The organism is Salinimicrobium catena, assembly GCF_900102915.1.
Classification (GTDB): Bacteria; Bacteroidota; Bacteroidia; order Flavobacteriales; family Flavobacteriaceae; genus Salinimicrobium; species Salinimicrobium catena.
In genome coordinates, this window is sequence record NZ_FNGG01000002.1 from 655,048 (window position 1) to 674,066 (window position 19,019).

Sequence of the window (19,019 nt, forward strand, 5' to 3'; positions counted from 1 at the left end):
CAAATGAGCGGGTTTTTTTATCCTGTAAATTTTATTACTGCTGTGCTTCAATTTCAGCAACCTTTTGCTTCATTTCTTCAGCTTTTGCGGTTTCATTCAATTGATAGTACATGTTCATCATAGTTCTTGCAGCTTCAACGTTGTTGGGATCTTTCTCCAATACCTTCTCAAGGTGTGGCAGAGCATCCCTGTATAACTGGTTACGTTGCTCAGCAAGCTGGTCGTATTTCTTTTGATCGGCTTTGCTCATTCCAAGGCTGTTCATTTCATCTACAATAGGACGTTCTTTAGCCAGGATAACGTATGCAAGGTTAATTCGAGCATTGTGCATTGAAGGGTCAAGCTCAATAGCTCTTTTATAGTAGTCCATTGCACGGTCATTCTCGCCCATTTGAGCAGCGCTTACACCAAGGTTATAATATAGTACAGCGTCATCTGGGTTCTGCTCTACGATCTTCTCCATGATCTCACGGTACTTCGCCATGTTATCCATGCGGTAGTACATATCGGCTTCAGCCTGCATAAGACTTACATCACCAGGATTTTCTTCCTTGGCATTTTCGATGGCCGCAATAGCTTTTTCATCTTCACCTTTTTCAATATAGATAAGGGCGATGTTCTTGGCAATCTCTCCTTTTTTAGATTCTGAAACTTCGTCTTTCGGGTTGGTATAGTTCCCAGATTTTACGAAAAGATCTCTCTGCTCTTTATTAGCCATTCTTTCAACCTCTCCGGTTTCTTTATTTACAGCCGTGTAAACTGTTTCTTCTCCTGTAAAACCAAGATCTCTAAGCTCCTCGTAATATTCTAGAGCTTTCCCATAGTCCTTGGCGTTCACAGCGTTTGAAGCCGCGTAGTAAAGATAAACGGTATCCTGTTTGTTAAGCTGGTAACCGGTGAACAATTTGTCAGCCGCTTCAGAAAATTTCTGAGCATTCTGATCTGCGATCGCACCATTTACCAATGCGTTACTCGCTGCCATCATTCCCTGCTGAGCATCATCGTGTCCAAGTTCAGCTGCTTTCTGAAATGCATCGGCAGCTGCCATAAGGTCAGCTGTAGGAACGTTTTCCCCTGTTCCAATCAATGCGTATCCTTTATAAAGATAAAAATCTGCTTTTTCATCCTCATCTGCATTGGTTAATTGTGCCTCTGCCTGCTGAAGATAATTTTTAGCTTCCTTATATTCACCTTTTTCGACTGCTTTACCTGCACGTCTTATTTCTTTTTTCTGGCCAAATGCCACTACTGTGAACATGGCTAAGGCTGCTGTCAGTATTCTTGTTTTCATTTTTAGGGTTTATTTAATTATTCTTCACTATCATTTGCAATAGTTGTGCCATCGTTGGAATCACCTGTATTATCAAGGTTTCCATCAATTCCATCTTCCTCTAAACTGTCCGCGATTTCCTCAACATCCTCTTCTTCTTTCATCACTTTAGCCACAGCCGCGATGGAATCATTGCCCTTGAGGTTGATCAATCTCACCCCCTGGGTGGCACGTCCCATAACTCTTAAACTGTCTACTGAAGTTCTAATCGCAAGACCAGATTTATTGATGATCATAAGATCATCCCCGTCTTTCACATTTTTAATGGCTACAAGATTTCCGGTCTTATCTGTGATAGAAATGGTCTTTACACCTTTTCCGCCACGGTTGGTGATCCTGTAGATAGGCTCCCCGTCTTCAGGGTCATCTATATAAGTACGTTTTCCATAACCGTTTTCAGAAACCACCAGCACCGTTTCTTCCTGAGGGTCCTGGATTGCGATCATTCCTACTACCTCATCGTTATCATCGGCAAGAGTGATACCTCTTACCCCCGAAGCGTTCCTTCCCATTGGGCGGGTCTTGCTCTCCTCGAATCGGATGGCTTTGCCGCTTTTCAGCGCCAGCATTACCTGGCTGTTTCCGGTAGTAAGTCTTGCCTCGAGCAGCTCATCCCCTTCCCTAATGGTGATCGCGTTGATCCCGTTAGTTCTTGGTCTGGAGTACTGCTCAAGAGAGGTCTTTTTCACCTGACCTTTTTTAGTAGCCATTATCACATAGTGGCTGTTGATGTATTCTTCGTCCTTAAGGTCCTGAGTACAGATGAACGCTTTCAGTTTGTCATCCGGCTCCAGGTTGATAAGGTTCTGGATCGCTCTTCCTTTAGAAGTCTTGCTTCCTTCAGGGATCTCAAAAACCCTCATCCAGAAACATTTTCCTTTTTCAGTAAAGAACAACATGTACTGGTGGTTTGTTCCTACGAACAAATTCTCAAGGAAATCTTCATTCCTGGTGGTAGAACCTTTTTGGCCTACTCCTCCCCTGTTCTGAGTCTTGTATTCGGTAAGGGAAGTCCTTTTTATATAACCCGCGTGAGAAATGGTAATTACCACCTGCTCATCGGGGATCATATCTTCCATGCTTAGATCTCCTCCGGAATATTCTATAGTAGAGCGTCTTTCGTCACCATACTTTTCTTTCACCTCGATCATCTCATCTTTGATGACCTGCATTCTGCGCTCTTTTCTGGCAAGGATATCCTTAAGGTCTTCTATGGTAGCCATCAATTCTTCGTACTCGGCTCTTAACTTATCCTGCTCCAGACCGGTTAACTGTCTCAAGCGCATTTCCACGATCGCCTTCGCCTGCACTTCAGTCAGTTCAAAACGCTCGATCAATTTGGCTCTGGCCTCATCAGCATTGTTTGAAGCCCTTATCAGCGCGATCACCTCATCAATATTATCAGAAGCGATGATCAACCCTTCAAGAATGTGTGCTCTTTCTTCAGCCTTTCTTAATTCATATTCGGTCCTTCTCACTACCACCTCATGCCTGTGCTCCACGAAATAGTGGATCATATCCTTCAGGTTAAGCATTTGAGGACGTCCTCCAACCAGAGCGATATTGTTTACGCTAAATGAGCTTTGTAAAGCGGTATGCTTATATAGGGTGTTAAGTACAATATTTGGGATCGCATCTCTCTTCAGAATATAAACGATGCGCATACCATTCCTGTCTGACTCGTCCCTGATGAGGGAAATACCTTCGATCTTCTTGTCATTTACCAGCTCGGCTGTCTTCTTGATCATTTCGGCCTTGTTCACCTGGTAAGGGATCTCTGTAACAACAATGGCTTCTTTGCCGTTCACCTCTTCGGTATGAGCTTTTGCCCGAAGTACCACGCGGCCTCTACCTGTTTTGAATGCTTCCCTTACTCCGTCGTATCCGTAGATTATACCTCCTGTTGGAAAATCGGGAGCTTTGATATGTTCGATAAGTTCATCAACCTCTATATCGTGGTTATCGATGTAGGCTACTACTCCGTCAACAACTTCCGAAAGGTTGTGCGGAGGCATATTTGTGGCCATACCTACCGCGATACCACTGGCCCCGTTCACCAAAAGGTTCGGGATCCTGGTTGGCAGCACCACCGGCTCATGAATGGTATCGTCAAAGTTAAGTTGGGTATCTACAGTCTCCTTGTCGATATCGGCCAGCATGTCCTCACTTATCTTGCGCATTCTTGCTTCTGTATATCGCATCGCTGCAGGGCTGTCACCGTCAATGGAACCGAAGTTACCCTGACCATCGACCAGCATATAACGCAGGCTCCATTCCTGGGCCATACGCACCATAGTATCGTAAACTGAAGAATCTCCGTGCGGGTGGAACTTACCTAAAACTTCCCCTACAATCCTCGCTGATTTTTTATGTGCCCGGTTAGAAAGAACACCCAGCTCATACATTCCATATAAAACCCTTCTGTGCACAGGCTTTAAACCATCACGTACATCTGGCAGGGCACGTGACACAATGACCGACATCGAATAATCAATGTAGGCCGACTTCATTTCATCTTCAATGTTGATAGGAATTAACTTTTCTCCTTCAGCCATAAATTCGTTTATTTTGGTTTAAAAATCTAACGTGCCAATTTACGCATTTTACCTAACCCACCTAGCATATTAATTGAGGTTTTCTTGCATTTTATTAACAAATTTTTAGTTGTCCTTCGTTAATAAGTTCATTACATTCTTCTTTGTTTTATAAATCCAATTTTGTCAATTAGCTTTAACTCACAATGACTCCCCTAATAATCGGGTACGGTTTTTGAAAACATGAGTTGAGAATAACCAGAGAGAAAGGAAATAACATGGATGATAATTTTTCACCAAGAGTAAAAGATGTAATTGCCTACAGCAAGGAAGAAGCCTTGAGGTTAGGCCACGATTTCATAGGAACAGAACATTTGATGCTTGGGTTGTTGAGAGATGGAGACGGGAAAGCAATTAATATCCTGAACGCTCTCGATGTGGATCTTAGTCACTTAAGAAGAAAAGTAGAGATATTAAGCCCCGCCAATCCTAACGTAACGGCAGAAACCAACGAGAAAAGAAACCTGCACCTAACAAGGCAGGCAGAAAGAGCCCTAAAAACCACATTTTTAGAGGCCAAACTTTTTCAGAGTTCTTCTATCAACACGGCGCATTTATTATTGTGTATCTTAAGAAACGAAAACGACCCCACTACCAAGCTTTTGAACAAACTGAAGGTAGATTATGACGGGGTAAAAGACCAATTTAAATATATGATCACAAACGATGACGATTATATAGAATCTCCTTCTGCGGAATCTTTCTCAGATGAAGATGCTACTTCAGATGATACCGGAAAAAGCAATCCTTTTGCCGGAAGTCCTGGAAAATCCAACAAGAAGTCCAAAACCCCTGTTTTGGATAACTTCGGAAGGGATCTTACTGCCCTGGCCGAATTGGATAAACTCGACCCGGTAGTGGGAAGGGAAAAGGAGATCGAGAGAGTATCCCAGATACTTAGCCGTAGAAAGAAGAACAACCCGCTCCTTATTGGAGAACCGGGAGTTGGCAAATCAGCTATTGCTGAAGGGCTTGCCCTTCGTATCGTTAAAAGGAAGGTTTCAAGAATACTTTTTGACAAGAGAGTGGTAACCCTTGACCTTGCAAGTCTTGTTGCCGGTACAAAGTACCGCGGACAATTCGAGGAAAGGATGAAAGCGGTGATGAACGAGCTTGAAAAGAATGACGATATCATTCTGTTCATTGATGAGATCCACACCATTGTAGGTGCCGGTGGCGCCACGGGAAGCCTGGATGCCAGCAACATGTTCAAACCCGCTCTTGCAAGAGGTGAAATTCAATGTATTGGAGCTACCACGCTTGACGAATACAGACAGTATATTGAAAAGGACGGGGCGTTGGAAAGACGTTTCCAAAAAGTGATCGTAGAACCTACCACGATCGAGGAAACCATCCAGATCCTGAACAATATCAAAGACAGGTATGAGGAACACCACCATGTGACTTATACTCCCGAGGCCATCGATGCCTGTGTAAAGCTTACCAGCAGGTATATGACCGACAGGTTTTTGCCAGACAAGGCTATTGACGCCCTGGATGAAGCCGGGTCCCGGGTGCACATCACCAACATCGATGTTCCAAAGCAGATCCTGGAACTTGAGAGAAAACTTGAGGAAGTAAGGGAGCTGAAGAATACTGTTGTTAAGAAACAGAAGTATGAAGAGGCTGCCAAGTTAAGGGACGATGAAAAGAACATCGAAAAAGAACTTGCCAAAGCCCAGGAGCGTTGGGAAGAAGAATCTAAACTGCACAGGGAGACCGTTACAGAAGATAACGTGGCCGATGTGGTTTCTATGATGACCGGAGTTCCGGTGAACAGAATTGCACAGACAGAGATAAACAAACTGGCTAAATTACCAGACCTTATCAAAGGTAAAGTTATTGGTCAGGATGAAGCCGTAGGAAAAGTGGTGAAGGCCATTCAGCGTAACCGCGCCGGATTGAAAGATCCAAACAAGCCTATTGGCTCTTTCATCTTCCTTGGTCAAACCGGAGTTGGGAAGACCCAGCTGGCGAAGATCCTGTCAAGAGAACTTTTTGACAGCGAAGATGCACTCATCAGGATCGACATGAGCGAGTACATGGAAAAATTCGCCGTGAGCCGATTAATAGGTGCACCTCCGGGATATGTTGGATATGAAGAAGGCGGTCAATTAACCGAAAAGGTTAGAAGAAAACCGTACGCGGTGATCTTGCTTGACGAGGTTGAGAAAGCCCACCCGGATGTATTCAATATGCTCCTGCAAGTTTTGGATGACGGGTATCTCACTGACAGTCTGGGTCGCAAGATCGACTTCAGGAACACCATCATCATCATGACCTCTAACATTGGAGCAAGAAAGCTGAAAGACTTTGGACAAGGTGTCGGATTCGGTACCGCAGCCAAAAAATCACAGGTTGATGAGAATGCCCGCGGAGTGATAGAAAGCGCATTGAAAAAGGCTTTTGCTCCCGAATTCCTTAACCGTGTAGATGACGTGGTGATCTTCAACCCGCTTGAGCAGGAAGACATTTACAAGATCATTGATATTGAACTTGAGAAATTGTTTAAGAGAATTGGTGCCCTTGGTTACGACCTGAAGCTGACGAAGAAAGCCAAAGACTTCATTGCTGAAAAAGGTTTTGATAAACAATACGGTGCCCGTCCGTTGAACAGGGCTATACAGAAGTATATTGAAGATGCCCTTGCCGAAGAGATCATTACTTCTCACATTACCGAAGGTGATAAGATCTTCATGGATTTCGACGAAGACAAGAAAGAGTTGACCATTAAGGTTGAAAAGGCCAAAAAGGAAACGAATTCTTAATTTGAGTGATTAAATATAAATTGCAAAGCCTGTGATCTTCATCACAGGCTTTTTTTATGACTAGAATTGGGTCTTTGATGTCTTTCCTCCAAAACTCTAATAACGTCCTTCAGCGAATTACCTTTGGCCTGCAACAGGATCAAATAGTGAAATAGCAGATCTGCGCTTTCATTCAGAAACAGCTCCTCATTATCATCTTTGGCTTCGATCACCACTTCAACCGCCTCCTCTCCTACTTTTTGAGCGATCTTGTTTAACCCGCTCCTGAAAAGTGAGGCTACATAGCTTTTTTGATCTTCAGGATCAGATTTCCGCTGTGAAATGATCTTTTCCAGGTCTCCCAAAAATCCGGGAATTTTATCATTTTCATCACCCCAGCAAGTGTCGGTTCCTGTATGGCATACAGGTCCTTCCGGTTTTGCAAAAACGAGCAGGGCATCATTGTCGCAGTCGATCTTCATGTCTACCAGGTTCAGGAAATTGCCGCTCTCTTCTCCTTTTGTCCAAAGCCGTTGCTTGCTGCGGCTGAAAAAAGTGACTTTTTGAAGTTCCTGGGTTTTCTTAAAGGCATCTTCATTCATGTACCCCAGCATGAGCACATTTTTAGTCTCTGAATCCTGCACGATCGCCGGCACTAGACCATTACTGTTTTTTCCAAAATCAATTTTCATAGATCTCTTTTCTATTCTCTTTATTTTATACTCCTCCTTAAAGTCTAACCTCAATTCCTTTAATTTTCATTTCCTCCTTAAGATCTTTTATCTCGATCTCCTTGAAATGAAAAACACTTGCCGCCAGGGCAGCATCGGCTTTCCCCTTTGAAAAAGCTTCACAAAAATGCTCAATATTTCCCGCCCCGCCTGAAGCGATCACCGGGATGGTCAATTCATGGGATAGCTGTGCCAGGGCTTCATTTGCAAACCCGGCTTTTGTACCGTCATGGTCCATGGAAGTGAACAGGATTTCTCCCGCTCCTCTTGCCTCGACTTCTTTTGCCCATTTGAAAAGGTTGATCTCCGTGGGCACTTTTCCCCCAACCAGATGCACCTTCCATTCGTTGTTCACCTTACGGGCATCAATAGCCACCACGATACATTGCTTCCCAAATTTCGCCGAGAGATCATTGATCAAGTGCGGATTCTTTACCGCAGATGAATTGATAGCGACCTTATCTGCGCCATTTTGAAGCAGGATATCTACATCTTCTACGGAAGAAATTCCGCCTCCCACAGTAAAAGGTATGTTCACTTTGGCCGCTACTTTCCGAACCAGTTCGGCGAGGGTTTTCCTTTTTTCTTCGGTGGCTGAAATGTCCAAGAAGACGAGCTCATCTGCCCCCGTCCTGGAATAGATCTCCGCCAGTTCTACCGGATCCCCGGCATCCCGAAGATCCACAAAATTGACTCCTTTGACCGTTCTTCCGTTCTTGATATCCAGGCAGGGTATTATTCTTTTTGTCAACATAGTAGTGAGTATTGAGTAGTGAGTATTGAGAAATTCGGATTTCTCTTTTCTCTGTTATCTGCTCTTTTTTTAGTTTTTGGTTCCTGGCTTTTATAGAATAAATTCCTCCAATTGTTTTAAACTTATTTTGTTCTCGTATATAGCCTTTCCAATGATCACTCCCTCACATCCTATCTCCTGAAGTTGTGGTAGATCATCAAATTCAGCCACTCCGCCTGAAGCGATCAATTTTAAGCTGTTTTCCTCCTTCAGTATCTCTTTGTATAGATCAACTGAAGGTCCCTCGAGCATTCCGTCTTTGGAAATGTCGGTGCAGATCACATATTCTACTCCTTTTTCGAAGTACTTTTTAATAAAAGGAAGCAAGTGTTCGGTTGATTCTTCTGTCCAGCCACTTACAGCCACTTTTCTGTTTTTTGCATCGGCTCCAAGAATGATCTTTTCACTTCCGAACTTTTCCAGCCAGGAAAAGAAGGTTTCCGGTTCTTTGACAGCGATACTTCCGCCGGTTATTTGATTTGCCCCACATTCAAAAGCGATTCGCAGGTCGTTATCAGATTTAAGGCCACCTCCAAAATCTATTTTAAGAGAGGTCTTCCCTGCGATCTTTTCCAAAATTTTATGGTTCACTATGTGTTTTGACTTCGCGCCATCCAGATCTACCAGGTGCAAAAATTCGATTCCGTGATCTTCAAATTCTTTCGCTACCTCCAGCGGATCCTCATTGTAGATCTTTTTAGAATTATAGTCTCCCTGTGAAAGGCGAACGCATTTACCGTCTATAATATCTATTGCTGGTATTATTCTCATTTTGAATTGGTATAATTTTAATTGTATTGTTATTACAGATGAAAGACCAGAGAATAGAGAGCAAAGACTTTCTATTTTCTCTATTCTTTTCTCTCTCCTCTTTTACGAATTAATTGATAAAAAGTTTTCGAGAATTTTTTCTCCCGCCGCACTGCTCTTTTCCGGGTGAAACTGGACACCATAGAAATTATCCTTTTTCAATGCCGAAGAATACTCTACTCCATAATCGCATTTGGCAATGGTTTCTTCACAAACCGGGGCATAAAAACTATGGACCAGATACATAAATTCTCTTTCCTGAACATCCTTAAAAAGCGAAGTTTTTAGATCAGTTATTCGGTTCCAGCCAATATGCGGCACCTTCAATCCTTTCTCAAAATGCACAACATCTACGTCAAATATTCCCAAGCTTTCAGTATTTCCCTCTTCAGAATAATTGCACATAAGCTGCATTCCCAAACAAATTCCCAAAACCGGCTGCTTTAACTGCGGGATCATTTTATCCAAACCGGTGCTCTTTAGCTTTTTCATGGCTGAACTCGCTTCCCCCACTCCCGGAAAAATAACCCTATCAGCCATTCTTATTTCTTCAGCATTACTGCTCAATATTCCGTTGTAACCGAGTCGTTCCAGCGCAAATTTTATGCTTTGAATGTTGCCCGCACCGTAATCAATAATTACAATTTTTTGTAGTCCCATTTTTTTAATTGTCATTTCTAAAATCTCAAATCTAAAGTCTCACGTCTAGAGCATTCCTTTAGTGCTGGGCAGGATCATCTTCTCCGGGTCCTGCTTTACCGCTGCTTTTATAGCTTTGGCGAAACTCTTAAAAATAGCTTCTATCTTGTGGTGCTCGTTCTTACCTTCAGCCTTGATGTTGAGATTTGCTCTCGCACCATCTGTGAACGATTTAAAAAAGTGATAGAACATTTCGGTAGGCATTTGCCCTATCATCTCCCGGTTGAATTCTGCATTCCATACCAGCCAGTTTCGACCTCCAAAATCAATGGCGACCTGGGCAAGGCAGTCATCCATTGGCAGGCAGAATCCGTAGCGCTCAATTCCCATTTTATTACCTAAAGCTTTTGAAAACACCTCTCCCAGGGCGATCGCGGTGTCTTCGATCGTATGGTGTTCGTCCACCTCAAGATCTCCAGAAACCTTGATCTCCAGATCCATTTGACCGTGCCTGGCGATCTGGTCCAGCATATGATCAAAGAATTTTATTCCGGTAGAAATATCGCTTTTTCCGGTCCCATCAAGGTTCAGCCTGATATAAATATCGGTTTCATTGGTCTTACGTTTTATCTCACCGGTGCGCTCATTCTTTTTCAGGAATTCATAGATCTCTTTCCAGCTAGCAGTTTCCAGTTTGATAATTCTTTCCAGTTCATCTCGCTTCACGGAAAGCTCTCCACTTCCCAGATCTTCATGCCCGATAAGAAAAATACCGTTCGCCTGAAGGTTTTTAGCCAGTTCCATATCGGTTAACCTGTCCCCGATCACGAACGAGCTGCTCATGTCATATTCCGAAGTATTCAAAAAATGACTTACCAGCCCTGTACCGGGTTTACGCGTATCTGCTTTTTCTTCGGGAAAGGTCCTGTCAATTATAATTTCCCTGAACTCCACACCTTCATTTTCAAAAGCCTTCAGGATGAAATTCTGTACCGGCCAAAAGGTGTCTTCCGGAAAAGATTCGGTGCCCAAACCATCCTGGTTAGTCACCATGACCATTTCAAAATCCAGCTCCCGGGCAATTCTCGCCAGGTATTGAAAAGCGTCCTTATAAAATTCCAGTTTTTCAAAACTGTCCAGTTGGTAATCTTCCGGCTCCAGCACGAGGGTTCCATCTCTGTCTATAAAAAGTACTTTTTTCATCCTGCTATTTCATTTAAAGCATTTATCAGTCTGTTATTTTCCGTTTTGGTCCCCACTGTGAATCGTATGGTGTTTTCGCAAAGCGGCTGATTACTGCGATTTCTTACAACAATGCCCTTTTCAAGAAGCTGTGAGTAGCGCAGATCGGCGTTATCCACCCGCACCAGTAAAAAATTGGTTTTTGAAGGATAAATCTTCTTTACAAAATCCACTTTTTGAAGCTCTTTTTCCAAATACTCTCGTTGCTCCAGGATTTGCTTGATCTCAAATTCAACCTCTTCCGGGTTCCGCAGTCTTTCCGCAGCCTTTTGCTGGGTAAGTTCGTTCACATTGTATGGCGGCTTGATCTTGTTCAGGATCTCAATGATCTCTTCGGAAGCATAACCAATTCCCAGGCGGATCCCGGCAAGGCCATATGCTTTGGAAAGGGTTTGAGTAACGACCAGGTTTGGAAAATCCTCCAGCGCCTGAAGCCATCCCGGTTCATTTGAGAAATCTATATAGGCCTCATCGATCACCACAAGTCCGTTAAAGCCATTTAATAGCTTCTCCACCAATGTCATTGAAAAGACATTCCCGGTCGGGTTATTTGGCGAACATAGAAAGATCAGTTTCGTATTGTCATCAACTGTGTTCAGGATCTCTTCAACATTCGGCTGAAAATCTACCTTCAAAAGCACTTCTCTATCCTCAATCTGATTAAGCTCTGCAAGGACCTTATACATTCCGTAGGTAGGCGGAAGACTGATCATGTTATCCTGGCTGGGCTCACAAAAGGCCCGAAAGATCAGGTCCAGAACCTCATCGCTTCCGTTTCCTAATAGGATCTTTGAAGTGGAAATTCCTTTAAGCTCAGCGATTTTTGATTTTAATGTTGCCTGTTGTGGATCGGGATAACGATTCACCCCATTCTCGAACGGATTTTCGTTGGCATCCAGGAATGTCATTTTCCGCCCGTCTGCTTTAAATTCATCCCTGGCAGAAGAATAAGGCTTCATCTTCGCGACATTAGTGCGAACCAGATTTTCTATTTTAAAACTATTCATTTTATTCCGTCTTTTTGAAAGATTCCAGTCGTAATGAGACCGCTTTTTTGTGCGCTCTCAAACCTTCAGCTTCTGCCATTAGTTCAATAGCCGGGCCAATATTCCGGATACCTTCTTCCGAAATTTTCTGAAAACTAATTGTCTTCAAAAAGCTGTCCAGGTTCACCCCGCTGTACTGTTTCGCATATCCATTGGTAGGCAGCGTGTGGTTAGTACCCGAAGCATAATCCCCGGCACTTTCAGGGGTATTGTTCCCTATGAACACCGATCCCGCATTTTCGATTCCGCTGACAAAAAAGTCAGTATCCTCTGTACAGACAATAAAGTGTTCCGGAGCGTAATCATTAATGATCTCAAGCGCCCTCTCCTTGCTACCTATATAGATGAGTCGGGAATTTTCAATTGCTGCCTTGGCGATGTCTTTCCGCGGAAGGTCCTCCAGCTGTTTCTGTAATTCGGTTTCAACTTCTTCCATTAAGGCTTCAGAAAGAGAGATCAGGATCACCTGGCTATCCCCGCCGTGTTCTGCCTGTGACAACAGATCTGAAGCCACAAAGGCTGCATTAGCAGAATCATCGGCCACCACCAGCAATTCCGAAGGTCCCGCGGGCATATCAATAGAAACATTGTATTTAGTTGCCATTTGTTTGGCTACTGTCACGAACTGATTTCCGGGACCAAATATCTTATACACTTTTGGAATACTTTCTGTCCCGAAAGTCATCCCGGCAATGGCCTGTATTCCTCCAACTTTAAGAATTTTATCCACTCCGCAAAGTTTGGCTGTATAAATGATAACGGGGTTGATCCTGCCTTCCTTATTGGGAGGGGTACAAAGCACCAGTTCCCGACAGCCCGCAATTTGTGCAGGGACCGCAAGCATGAGAATGGTCGAAAATAAAGGAGCGCTTCCTCCAGGAATGTACAACCCGACTTTTTGAATGGGTCTTTTTTCCTGCCAGCATTCCACTCCGGCAACTGTTTCAACCGAAACGCTCTGAGTTTTCTGTGCAGTATGGAATTTCTGGATATTGGACTTAGCTAGAAAAATCGCCTTTTTAAGCTCTTCAGAAACCGAATTTTCAGCTTCCCTGATCTCTTCCTCGGTCACATGAATTTTATCAGGTACAGCACCATCAAACAGGCTGGTATATTTCTTTACTGCCTCATCACCCCTATAACTCACCTCACCAAAGATCTGATTTACGGTTCGCTCCACATCTTCCATATTTTTTGAAGGACGTAAAAGAATTGAGTTCAATTCATCTTTTTCGGGATTATATACTTTTTTCATTGCTAAGATTTTTACAGAACCATTTTTTCAATTGAGGCGACCAGAATTCCTTCAGCCCCATTCTCTTTCAGCTCATCGATCACTTCCCAGAACCTTTCTTCAGAAATCACTGTGTGCAGAGAGCTCCATCCTTCTTCAGCTAAAGGCAACACCGTGGGGCTTCGCATTCCGGGAAGCAGCTTCACCACATCATCAATTTTTGAATTGGGAACGTTCATTAGAATGTACTTTGATTTTCGTGCCCGCAATACAGACTGTATCCTGAACTGCAATTTTGAAAGGATCTCTTTTCTTTCCGAAGAGATCAAGGGAGAAACAGCTAATACAGCTTCGCTTTGCAGCATTACCTCCACCTCTTTAAGGTTGTTCTTGAAAAGGGTGCTCCCGCTCGAAACAATATCGCAGATCGCATCGGCAAGGCCAATATTCGGTGCGATCTCAACAGAACCGTTGATAATATGAAGGTCAGCAGAAATTCCATTTTTGGTCAGAAATTCAGTAACCGTGTTGGGGTAAGAGGTCGCGATCTTTTTCCCCTGAAAATCCTCTATACCATTGTATCTAGCGGATTTTGGTACGGCAAGAGAAACACGGCACTTTGAAAAAGCGAGTTTTTCAGCAATTATAATGTCTTTCCCTTTTTCGACGAGCACATTCTCACCTATGATGGCCACATCAACCACTCCATCTCTAAGATACTGCGGAATATCCCCATTTCTAAGGTAGAGCACTTCCAGTGGGAAATTGCCTGATGCGGCCTTTAGCTGCTCCTTCCCATTATCAATGGAAATGCCAGCATCTTTAAGAAGCCTGAGAGAATCTTCATTAAGTCGTCCTGATTTTTGGACTGCTACTCGTAATCTTTTCATTGATTAAATTTTTAGTTTGAGCAGTCCGAAAGGGAAATAAAAAAACCCGTTTGAGCTGCTCAAACGGGTTTAAAAATATATGATTTATACACATATCAATCTCACCTCGCAAGAGCGAACGAATGAGAATGATGATGATCTAATTGTTTTGCTTTCATTTGAAGCAAAAGTAGAAATTAATTTATAAAACCAAACAATTATTTATAAATTAATTGTTACCCAGGATCAATGGCATTCCATCTTCCCCAGATCCAATAACCACGACTTTAGCATTCGGAGACCGTGCCAGCTCAAGCGTGGCCTGGATTCCTTTCTCCTGTAGTACCTTATCTGTAAGGGATGCTGCAAGGATCTGGTTAGCTCGTGCTTTACCTTCGGCATCGATTCGCTGACGTTCGGCTTCCTGTTCTGCCTTGGTCAATCTAAATTCATATTCCAAAGACTCTTGTTCCTGTCTTAATTTACGCTCAATAGCCTCTTTAATGGTTGGCGGAAGCGATACGTCACGTACCAATACTTCATTGATCTGCACATACTGATCTTTCAACAACAGCTGTGTTTCATCAAAGATCTCTTTCTGAATAGCCTCTCTTTTGCTCGCGTAAAGCTGCTCAGGGTTGTAACGACCTACCACGGCACGGGCTGCAGATCTAACCGCAGGCTGAAGAACACGTTGTACGTATGCCTCTCCTTTCTCCTTGTGCAGGGCACCCAGGTCTTCGTAATCTGGCTGGTACCATACCGAAGCGTCCAATTTGATCTCCAGTCCGTTTGAAGAAAGCACCTGCATCTTTTCATCTAACGACTGTTGACGTACTTCATAAACGTAAACCTTATTCCAGGGCGCAACGAAATGAAAACCTTCTCCCAAAGGAGGTTCATCGGTCACGACCCCGCCACCAAAGGTCTGATATAAAACTCCGGCCTCTCCGGAATCAATAGTAATTGTGGATTTAGCAATAATGATAATGAGAATGATACCTACGAATAATAGCGGTAATCCAATTTTGGGGAGTCTGTCCATAATTTGAAAAAGTTATAAATTTTAAATATACCCGTAATATTTTCTAAGGAACCATTCCCCGCTCAAGGCAAGAATGATGATTCCCAGCAAATAATACCAGTCGATCAAAGGTACGTTGTTTTCACGGCTTTTCTGTACCGGCAGGTATGTTTTAGATGACAAAAGCTGTTCTTTTAGCACTTCAGGTTTATTCAAAAAGTACAGCTGCTGATCCTTTTTTGCTGCAACAGCTTTCAAATTTTCTGTGTTGGCACCGCTGAACTGCTCCTCCACATCAAAGGATAACAACCTGAACGTTCCCGATCTTCTAAGGTCTTCACCCGCCACTTTCACTGTAAAATCATACTGTCCCGGGGGCAGGTTGCCAAGATCAACCTCATAGTTATTGTTCCGCAGTAAAAAAGGTATTTCGCGCTCCTCTCCACTCTTGGGCTTAAGCCGAAGGCTGAGCTTTGCCTCACTGTCAAAAACATAGTTGCGATCAAAATACCTGGCCGAGATCAGCAGTTCCTCAGTTCCCTGGTACAGATTTTCATAAGAAACTGTAAGGCGTTCTTTGCGGCTACCCGAAGAAAGGAACTGCACCAGTTTTCCGAAGAAGCTGTCAAAGTCCTCAAAATTCCCATTTTCAAGATAGGAAGCACTGCGCCACTTCCAGATATCGGCACCGAACAAAAACGCCCTTTTGAAGTCCTTATCTTCAGAAATGGCTAGCAATGGCTCAGTTGTTTCAACTCCCTGCACTTCTTTGAAAAGCAGAATCTCATTAATGTCTTCGGAAGAAAGGCTTCCAAAACTCCCCAGCAATGGTGGCATTTTTGAAAAGCCAATGTCCTCAACCTGGAAAAGACTGAAATTGGGATTAAAAATAGGAAGAAATTCTTCGGTCTGCCCCGTTATCTCCTGCCGAAAAAGTTCCTGCTGCTCATTCAGGCTTCGCCAGTTGGTTTGAGGGCCGGTCATGATCCAGTGATTCTTTTTCTTCTCCTGAAGCTGATCCATTATAGGGATCATTCGGTTTTCAGGCTGATAAAGGATCACCAGCTGAAACTTTTCCAGGTCAGCAACTCCTTCCGAAGCATTTTTTAGGATAACCTCCCGCTGTTCATTGGATTCAATGGTCTTCTTTATGGCTCCAAGATCGGGATGCAGGGTTTCATACATCAACAAAATGGAAGAGCGTTCATCGATCACCTCAATGGCAAAATCCTGTTGGTTGTTCTGAACATTCTTTTCTTCGGAAAATGGTTTCAGTTTAACTGAATAAGTATGCACTCCTACCGAAGAAGCAGGCAGTTCGGCCAATATCACTGCTGAATTTTCATTTTTGCCTAAGCTAAGGCTCTTGGAAAATACTGTACTCTGCCCTGAGGTGATCTCAACCTCCGTGTTCACATCACCCTCACCCACGTATCTCACCATTATTTCCACCGGAAATCGATTGTTTCTGAAGGCATACCGGTTCACATTCACCCGTGAGACCGCTAGGTCCCTGTAAGAAGTGGTGTCTCCCACCGCCACCGGGTACAGGGGTTGCCCGTACTTCCCGGCAGAATATAAAAGGTCTTCTCCGTAAGTCTGATTTCCGTCGGTAATGAGGATGGTAGGTGCAGTGGATCCTTCGGTCAAAGGCTCTAGTTCCTTCAATGCACCGGATATGTTGGATTGATCTCCTGAAAAATCGAATTCTGATGCCTGTTCAAGCTCTTTTCCGAAGCCATAGACATTCAGGTCAAAGCGTTCCTGAAGTTCTGGATCATTGCTAAGATCATCTACGAAATTTCGAACCTCTCCTGCTTTTTCAAAATGGGAAATAGAAGCGGAATTATCTACCGCCAGGATGAGCCGGGGTTTTTCTGTATAGTAGTCAGTGTTTCTGATCTTTGGATTGATGAGCAGTAAAAAAACTGAAAAGTACGTGATGAATCGAAGCGCCGCAAAAATTGTATTTTGAAGGCGGCTTCCTTTGGCCTTGTAAAAATACTGAAAAGCTGCCAGTGCCAGGGCAGTCAAAAACGCGAGCGTGATCAGTAAAACAGTAGTTAACGGCATCAGGATGTTGTAAAAGACTAATATCCTGAAAAAATGCCATAAAAAAAACCGCCTTTACAAAAGCAAAGGCGGTAAATGTATCTTAGGTTAGCATTCCCCCGTCAACGTTCAGCACCTGGCCGGTAACATAGGCGCTCAGGTCGCTTCCAAAGAAGACACAGGCATTGGCTATATCTTCGGGCGTACCTCCTCTTTTCAAAGGAATAGCCTCTCTCCAGCCTTCCACAACTTTCTCGTCAAGCTTTCCGGTCATTTCGGTTTCAATGAATCCGGGAGCGATGACGTTGGTCCTGATGTTCCTGGAACCTAATTCCAAAGCCATAGACTTGGAGAAGCCTATCATTCCGGCCTTGGAAGCAGCGTAATTCGCCTGCCCCGCATTTCCTTTGACTCCCACCACACTGCTCATGTTGATGATGCTTCCGTGGCGCTGCTTAAGCATAGTGCGTTGTACCGCCTTGGTCATGTTGAAAATAGATTTTAGGTTCACCTCTATCACCTTGTCAAAATCTTCCTCGCTCATGCGCATCAAAAGATTGTCTTTAGTAATACCGGCGTTGTTCACCAGAATATCTATGCTTCCGAAATCTTCAACCACGTTCTTCACCAAATCCTGGGCTTCTTCAAAATCGGCCGCGTTAGATTTATATCCTTTAGCCTTTACTCCCAATTGCTGAAGTTCTTTTTCAAGCTCATTGGCCGCCTCTACAGACGAGCTGTATGTAAAAGCCACATTGGCTCCATGTTTGGCATATACTTCTGCGATACCTTTACCAATCCCTCTGCTGGCACCGGTAATAATGGCGTTTTTTCCTTCTAGTAATTTCATAATGTAGGATTCTGTTTTCCTGGTCAGGTTTATTTTAAGATCAAATATACTAAAACAGGAGTTTTACAATGAAAAAACCTCCGGAAGTTCCCGATCTTTTGATCGCAGACCCACAGAGGTTTTTATTTATAGAACAGGGTTTAAATTAACCCATCACTTCTTTTACTTTTTTACCGATCTCTGCAGGAGAATCAACCACGTTGATCCCACACTCGCGCATGATGGCTTTTTTAGCTTCGGCAGTATCGTCGCTTCCACCAACAATAGCTCCGGCGTGACCCATGGTTCTACCTTTTGGCGCAGTTTCACCGGCGATGAAGCCTACAACAGGTTTTCTGTTACCGTTTTCTTTGATCCATTTTGCGGCATCGGCTTCCAGTTGTCCACCTATCTCACCGATCATTACGATACATTCTGTTTCGTCATCGTTCATCAACAACTCTACAGCTTCCTTGGTAGTGGTCCCAATGATTGGATCTCCTCCAATGCCAATGGCTGTTGTAATTCCCAAACCTTGTTTTACAACCTGGTCTGCCGCTTCATAAGTAAGGGTTCCTGATTTAGAAACGATCCCTACTTTACCTTTTTTGAAAACGAAACCTGGCATGATCCCAACTTTAGCTTCTTCTGGAGTGATCACCCCTGGACAGTTAGGTCCAACCAAACGGCAGTCTTTATCTTTAATATAATCTGTAGCCTTGATCATATCGGCTACTGGAATTCCTTCAGTAATAGTGATGATCACCTTGATCCCTGCGTTGGCAGCTTCCATGATAGCATCGGCAGCGAAAGCCGGCGGAACGAAAATGATGGAAACATCGGCACCGGTTTCTTTTACTGCATCTTCCACAGTATTGAAAACAGGCTTATCAAGGTGTTTTTGACCACCTTTTCCAGGAGTCACCCCACCTACTACGTTTGTTCCGTATTCTATCATTTGTCCGGCATGAAAAGTACCTTCACTTCCGGTAAATCCCTGAACAATTATTTTCGAATCTTTATTAACTAAAACGCTCATAGTTGATTTTTGAATTTTGTGTTACAAAAATAGGTTTTTA

General features: G+C 43.5%; 15 protein-coding genes. 1 reads left to right on the plus strand and 14 read right to left on the minus strand.

All coding sequences use genetic code 11. The annotated features are described in order from the left end of the window. Positions 1-34 precede the first annotated feature (34 nt). Together BLS64_RS07475 and gyrA are read right to left on the minus strand one after the other, a co-directional pair. Positions 35-1,291, minus strand: a complete 1,257-nt coding sequence (locus BLS64_RS07475) for a tetratricopeptide repeat protein (RefSeq protein ID WP_093112867.1) — start codon at positions 1,289-1,291, stop codon at positions 35-37. Positions 1,292-1,308: 17 nt separating this feature from the next. Then, a complete protein-coding gene (gyrA, locus tag BLS64_RS07480; protein ID WP_093112868.1) occupies positions 1,309-3,885 on the minus strand; it encodes a DNA gyrase subunit A in 2,577 nt (858 codons plus the stop codon). Positions 3,886-4,142: 257 nt separating this feature from the next. On the opposite strand from gyrA, the gene BLS64_RS07485 reads away from it, so the two are divergent. Continuing rightward, on the plus strand, positions 4,143-6,692 hold the full coding sequence (locus tag BLS64_RS07485) for an ATP-dependent Clp protease ATP-binding subunit (protein WP_093112974.1): 2,550 nt from the start codon (positions 4,143-4,145) through the stop codon (positions 6,690-6,692). 41 nt (positions 6,693-6,733) lie between these two features. Here BLS64_RS07485 and hisIE read toward each other — a convergent pair whose 3' ends face one another. The 12 genes from hisIE to sucD all read right to left on the minus strand — a co-directional run bounded on the left by hisIE (position 6,734) and on the right by sucD (position 18,979). Next, positions 6,734-7,363, minus strand: coding sequence for a bifunctional phosphoribosyl-AMP cyclohydrolase/phosphoribosyl-ATP diphosphatase HisIE (hisIE, locus tag BLS64_RS07490; protein WP_093112975.1), 630 nt, complete (start codon positions 7,361-7,363; stop codon positions 6,734-6,736). A 37-nt stretch (positions 7,364-7,400) separates the two neighbouring features. After that, on the minus strand, positions 7,401-8,156 hold the full coding sequence (gene hisF / locus BLS64_RS07495) for an imidazole glycerol phosphate synthase subunit HisF (RefSeq protein WP_093112869.1): 756 nt from the start codon (positions 8,154-8,156) through the stop codon (positions 7,401-7,403). A 90-nt stretch (positions 8,157-8,246) separates the two neighbouring features. Then, a complete protein-coding gene (gene hisA, locus BLS64_RS07500; protein WP_093112870.1) occupies positions 8,247-8,966 on the minus strand; it encodes a 1-(5-phosphoribosyl)-5-[(5-phosphoribosylamino)methylideneamino]imidazole-4-carboxamide isomerase in 720 nt (239 codons plus the stop codon). Between the two features lie 102 nt (positions 8,967-9,068). Beyond that, positions 9,069-9,665: an imidazole glycerol phosphate synthase subunit HisH gene (gene hisH, locus BLS64_RS07505; protein WP_093112871.1), complete on the minus strand. Its 597-nt coding sequence runs from the start codon at positions 9,663-9,665 to the stop codon at positions 9,069-9,071. Between the two features lie 45 nt (positions 9,666-9,710). Then, complete coding sequence (gene hisB, locus BLS64_RS07510; RefSeq protein ID WP_093112872.1) at positions 9,711-10,847, minus strand: bifunctional histidinol-phosphatase/imidazoleglycerol-phosphate dehydratase HisB; 1,137 nt, start codon at positions 10,845-10,847, stop codon at positions 9,711-9,713. Further along, complete coding sequence (gene hisC / locus BLS64_RS07515; RefSeq protein WP_093112873.1) at positions 10,844-11,893, minus strand: histidinol-phosphate transaminase; 1,050 nt, start codon at positions 11,891-11,893, stop codon at positions 10,844-10,846. The genes hisB and hisC overlap by 4 nt, the downstream gene beginning before the upstream one ends. 1 nt (position 11,894) lies before the next feature. Beyond that, positions 11,895-13,187, minus strand: coding sequence for a histidinol dehydrogenase (hisD, locus tag BLS64_RS07520; RefSeq protein WP_093112874.1), 1,293 nt, complete (start codon positions 13,185-13,187; stop codon positions 11,895-11,897). Positions 13,188-13,198: 11 nt separating this feature from the next. Beyond that, on the minus strand, positions 13,199-14,056 hold the full coding sequence (gene hisG / locus BLS64_RS07525; RefSeq protein WP_093112875.1) for an ATP phosphoribosyltransferase: 858 nt from the start codon (positions 14,054-14,056) through the stop codon (positions 13,199-13,201). A 208-nt stretch (positions 14,057-14,264) separates the two neighbouring features. After that, on the minus strand, positions 14,265-15,080 hold the full coding sequence (locus tag BLS64_RS07530; RefSeq protein ID WP_093112876.1) for a prohibitin family protein: 816 nt from the start codon (positions 15,078-15,080) through the stop codon (positions 14,265-14,267). Between the two features lie 21 nt (positions 15,081-15,101). Next, complete coding sequence (locus BLS64_RS07535) at positions 15,102-17,132, minus strand: vWA domain-containing protein (protein WP_093112877.1); 2,031 nt, start codon at positions 17,130-17,132, stop codon at positions 15,102-15,104. Positions 17,133-17,214: 82 nt separating this feature from the next. Further along, complete coding sequence (gene fabG, locus BLS64_RS07540) at positions 17,215-17,961, minus strand: 3-oxoacyl-[acyl-carrier-protein] reductase (RefSeq protein WP_093112878.1); 747 nt, start codon at positions 17,959-17,961, stop codon at positions 17,215-17,217. Positions 17,962-18,106: 145 nt separating this feature from the next. Then, positions 18,107-18,979, minus strand: coding sequence for a succinate--CoA ligase subunit alpha (sucD, locus tag BLS64_RS07545; protein ID WP_093112879.1), 873 nt, complete (start codon positions 18,977-18,979; stop codon positions 18,107-18,109). Positions 18,980-19,019 lie beyond the last annotated feature (40 nt).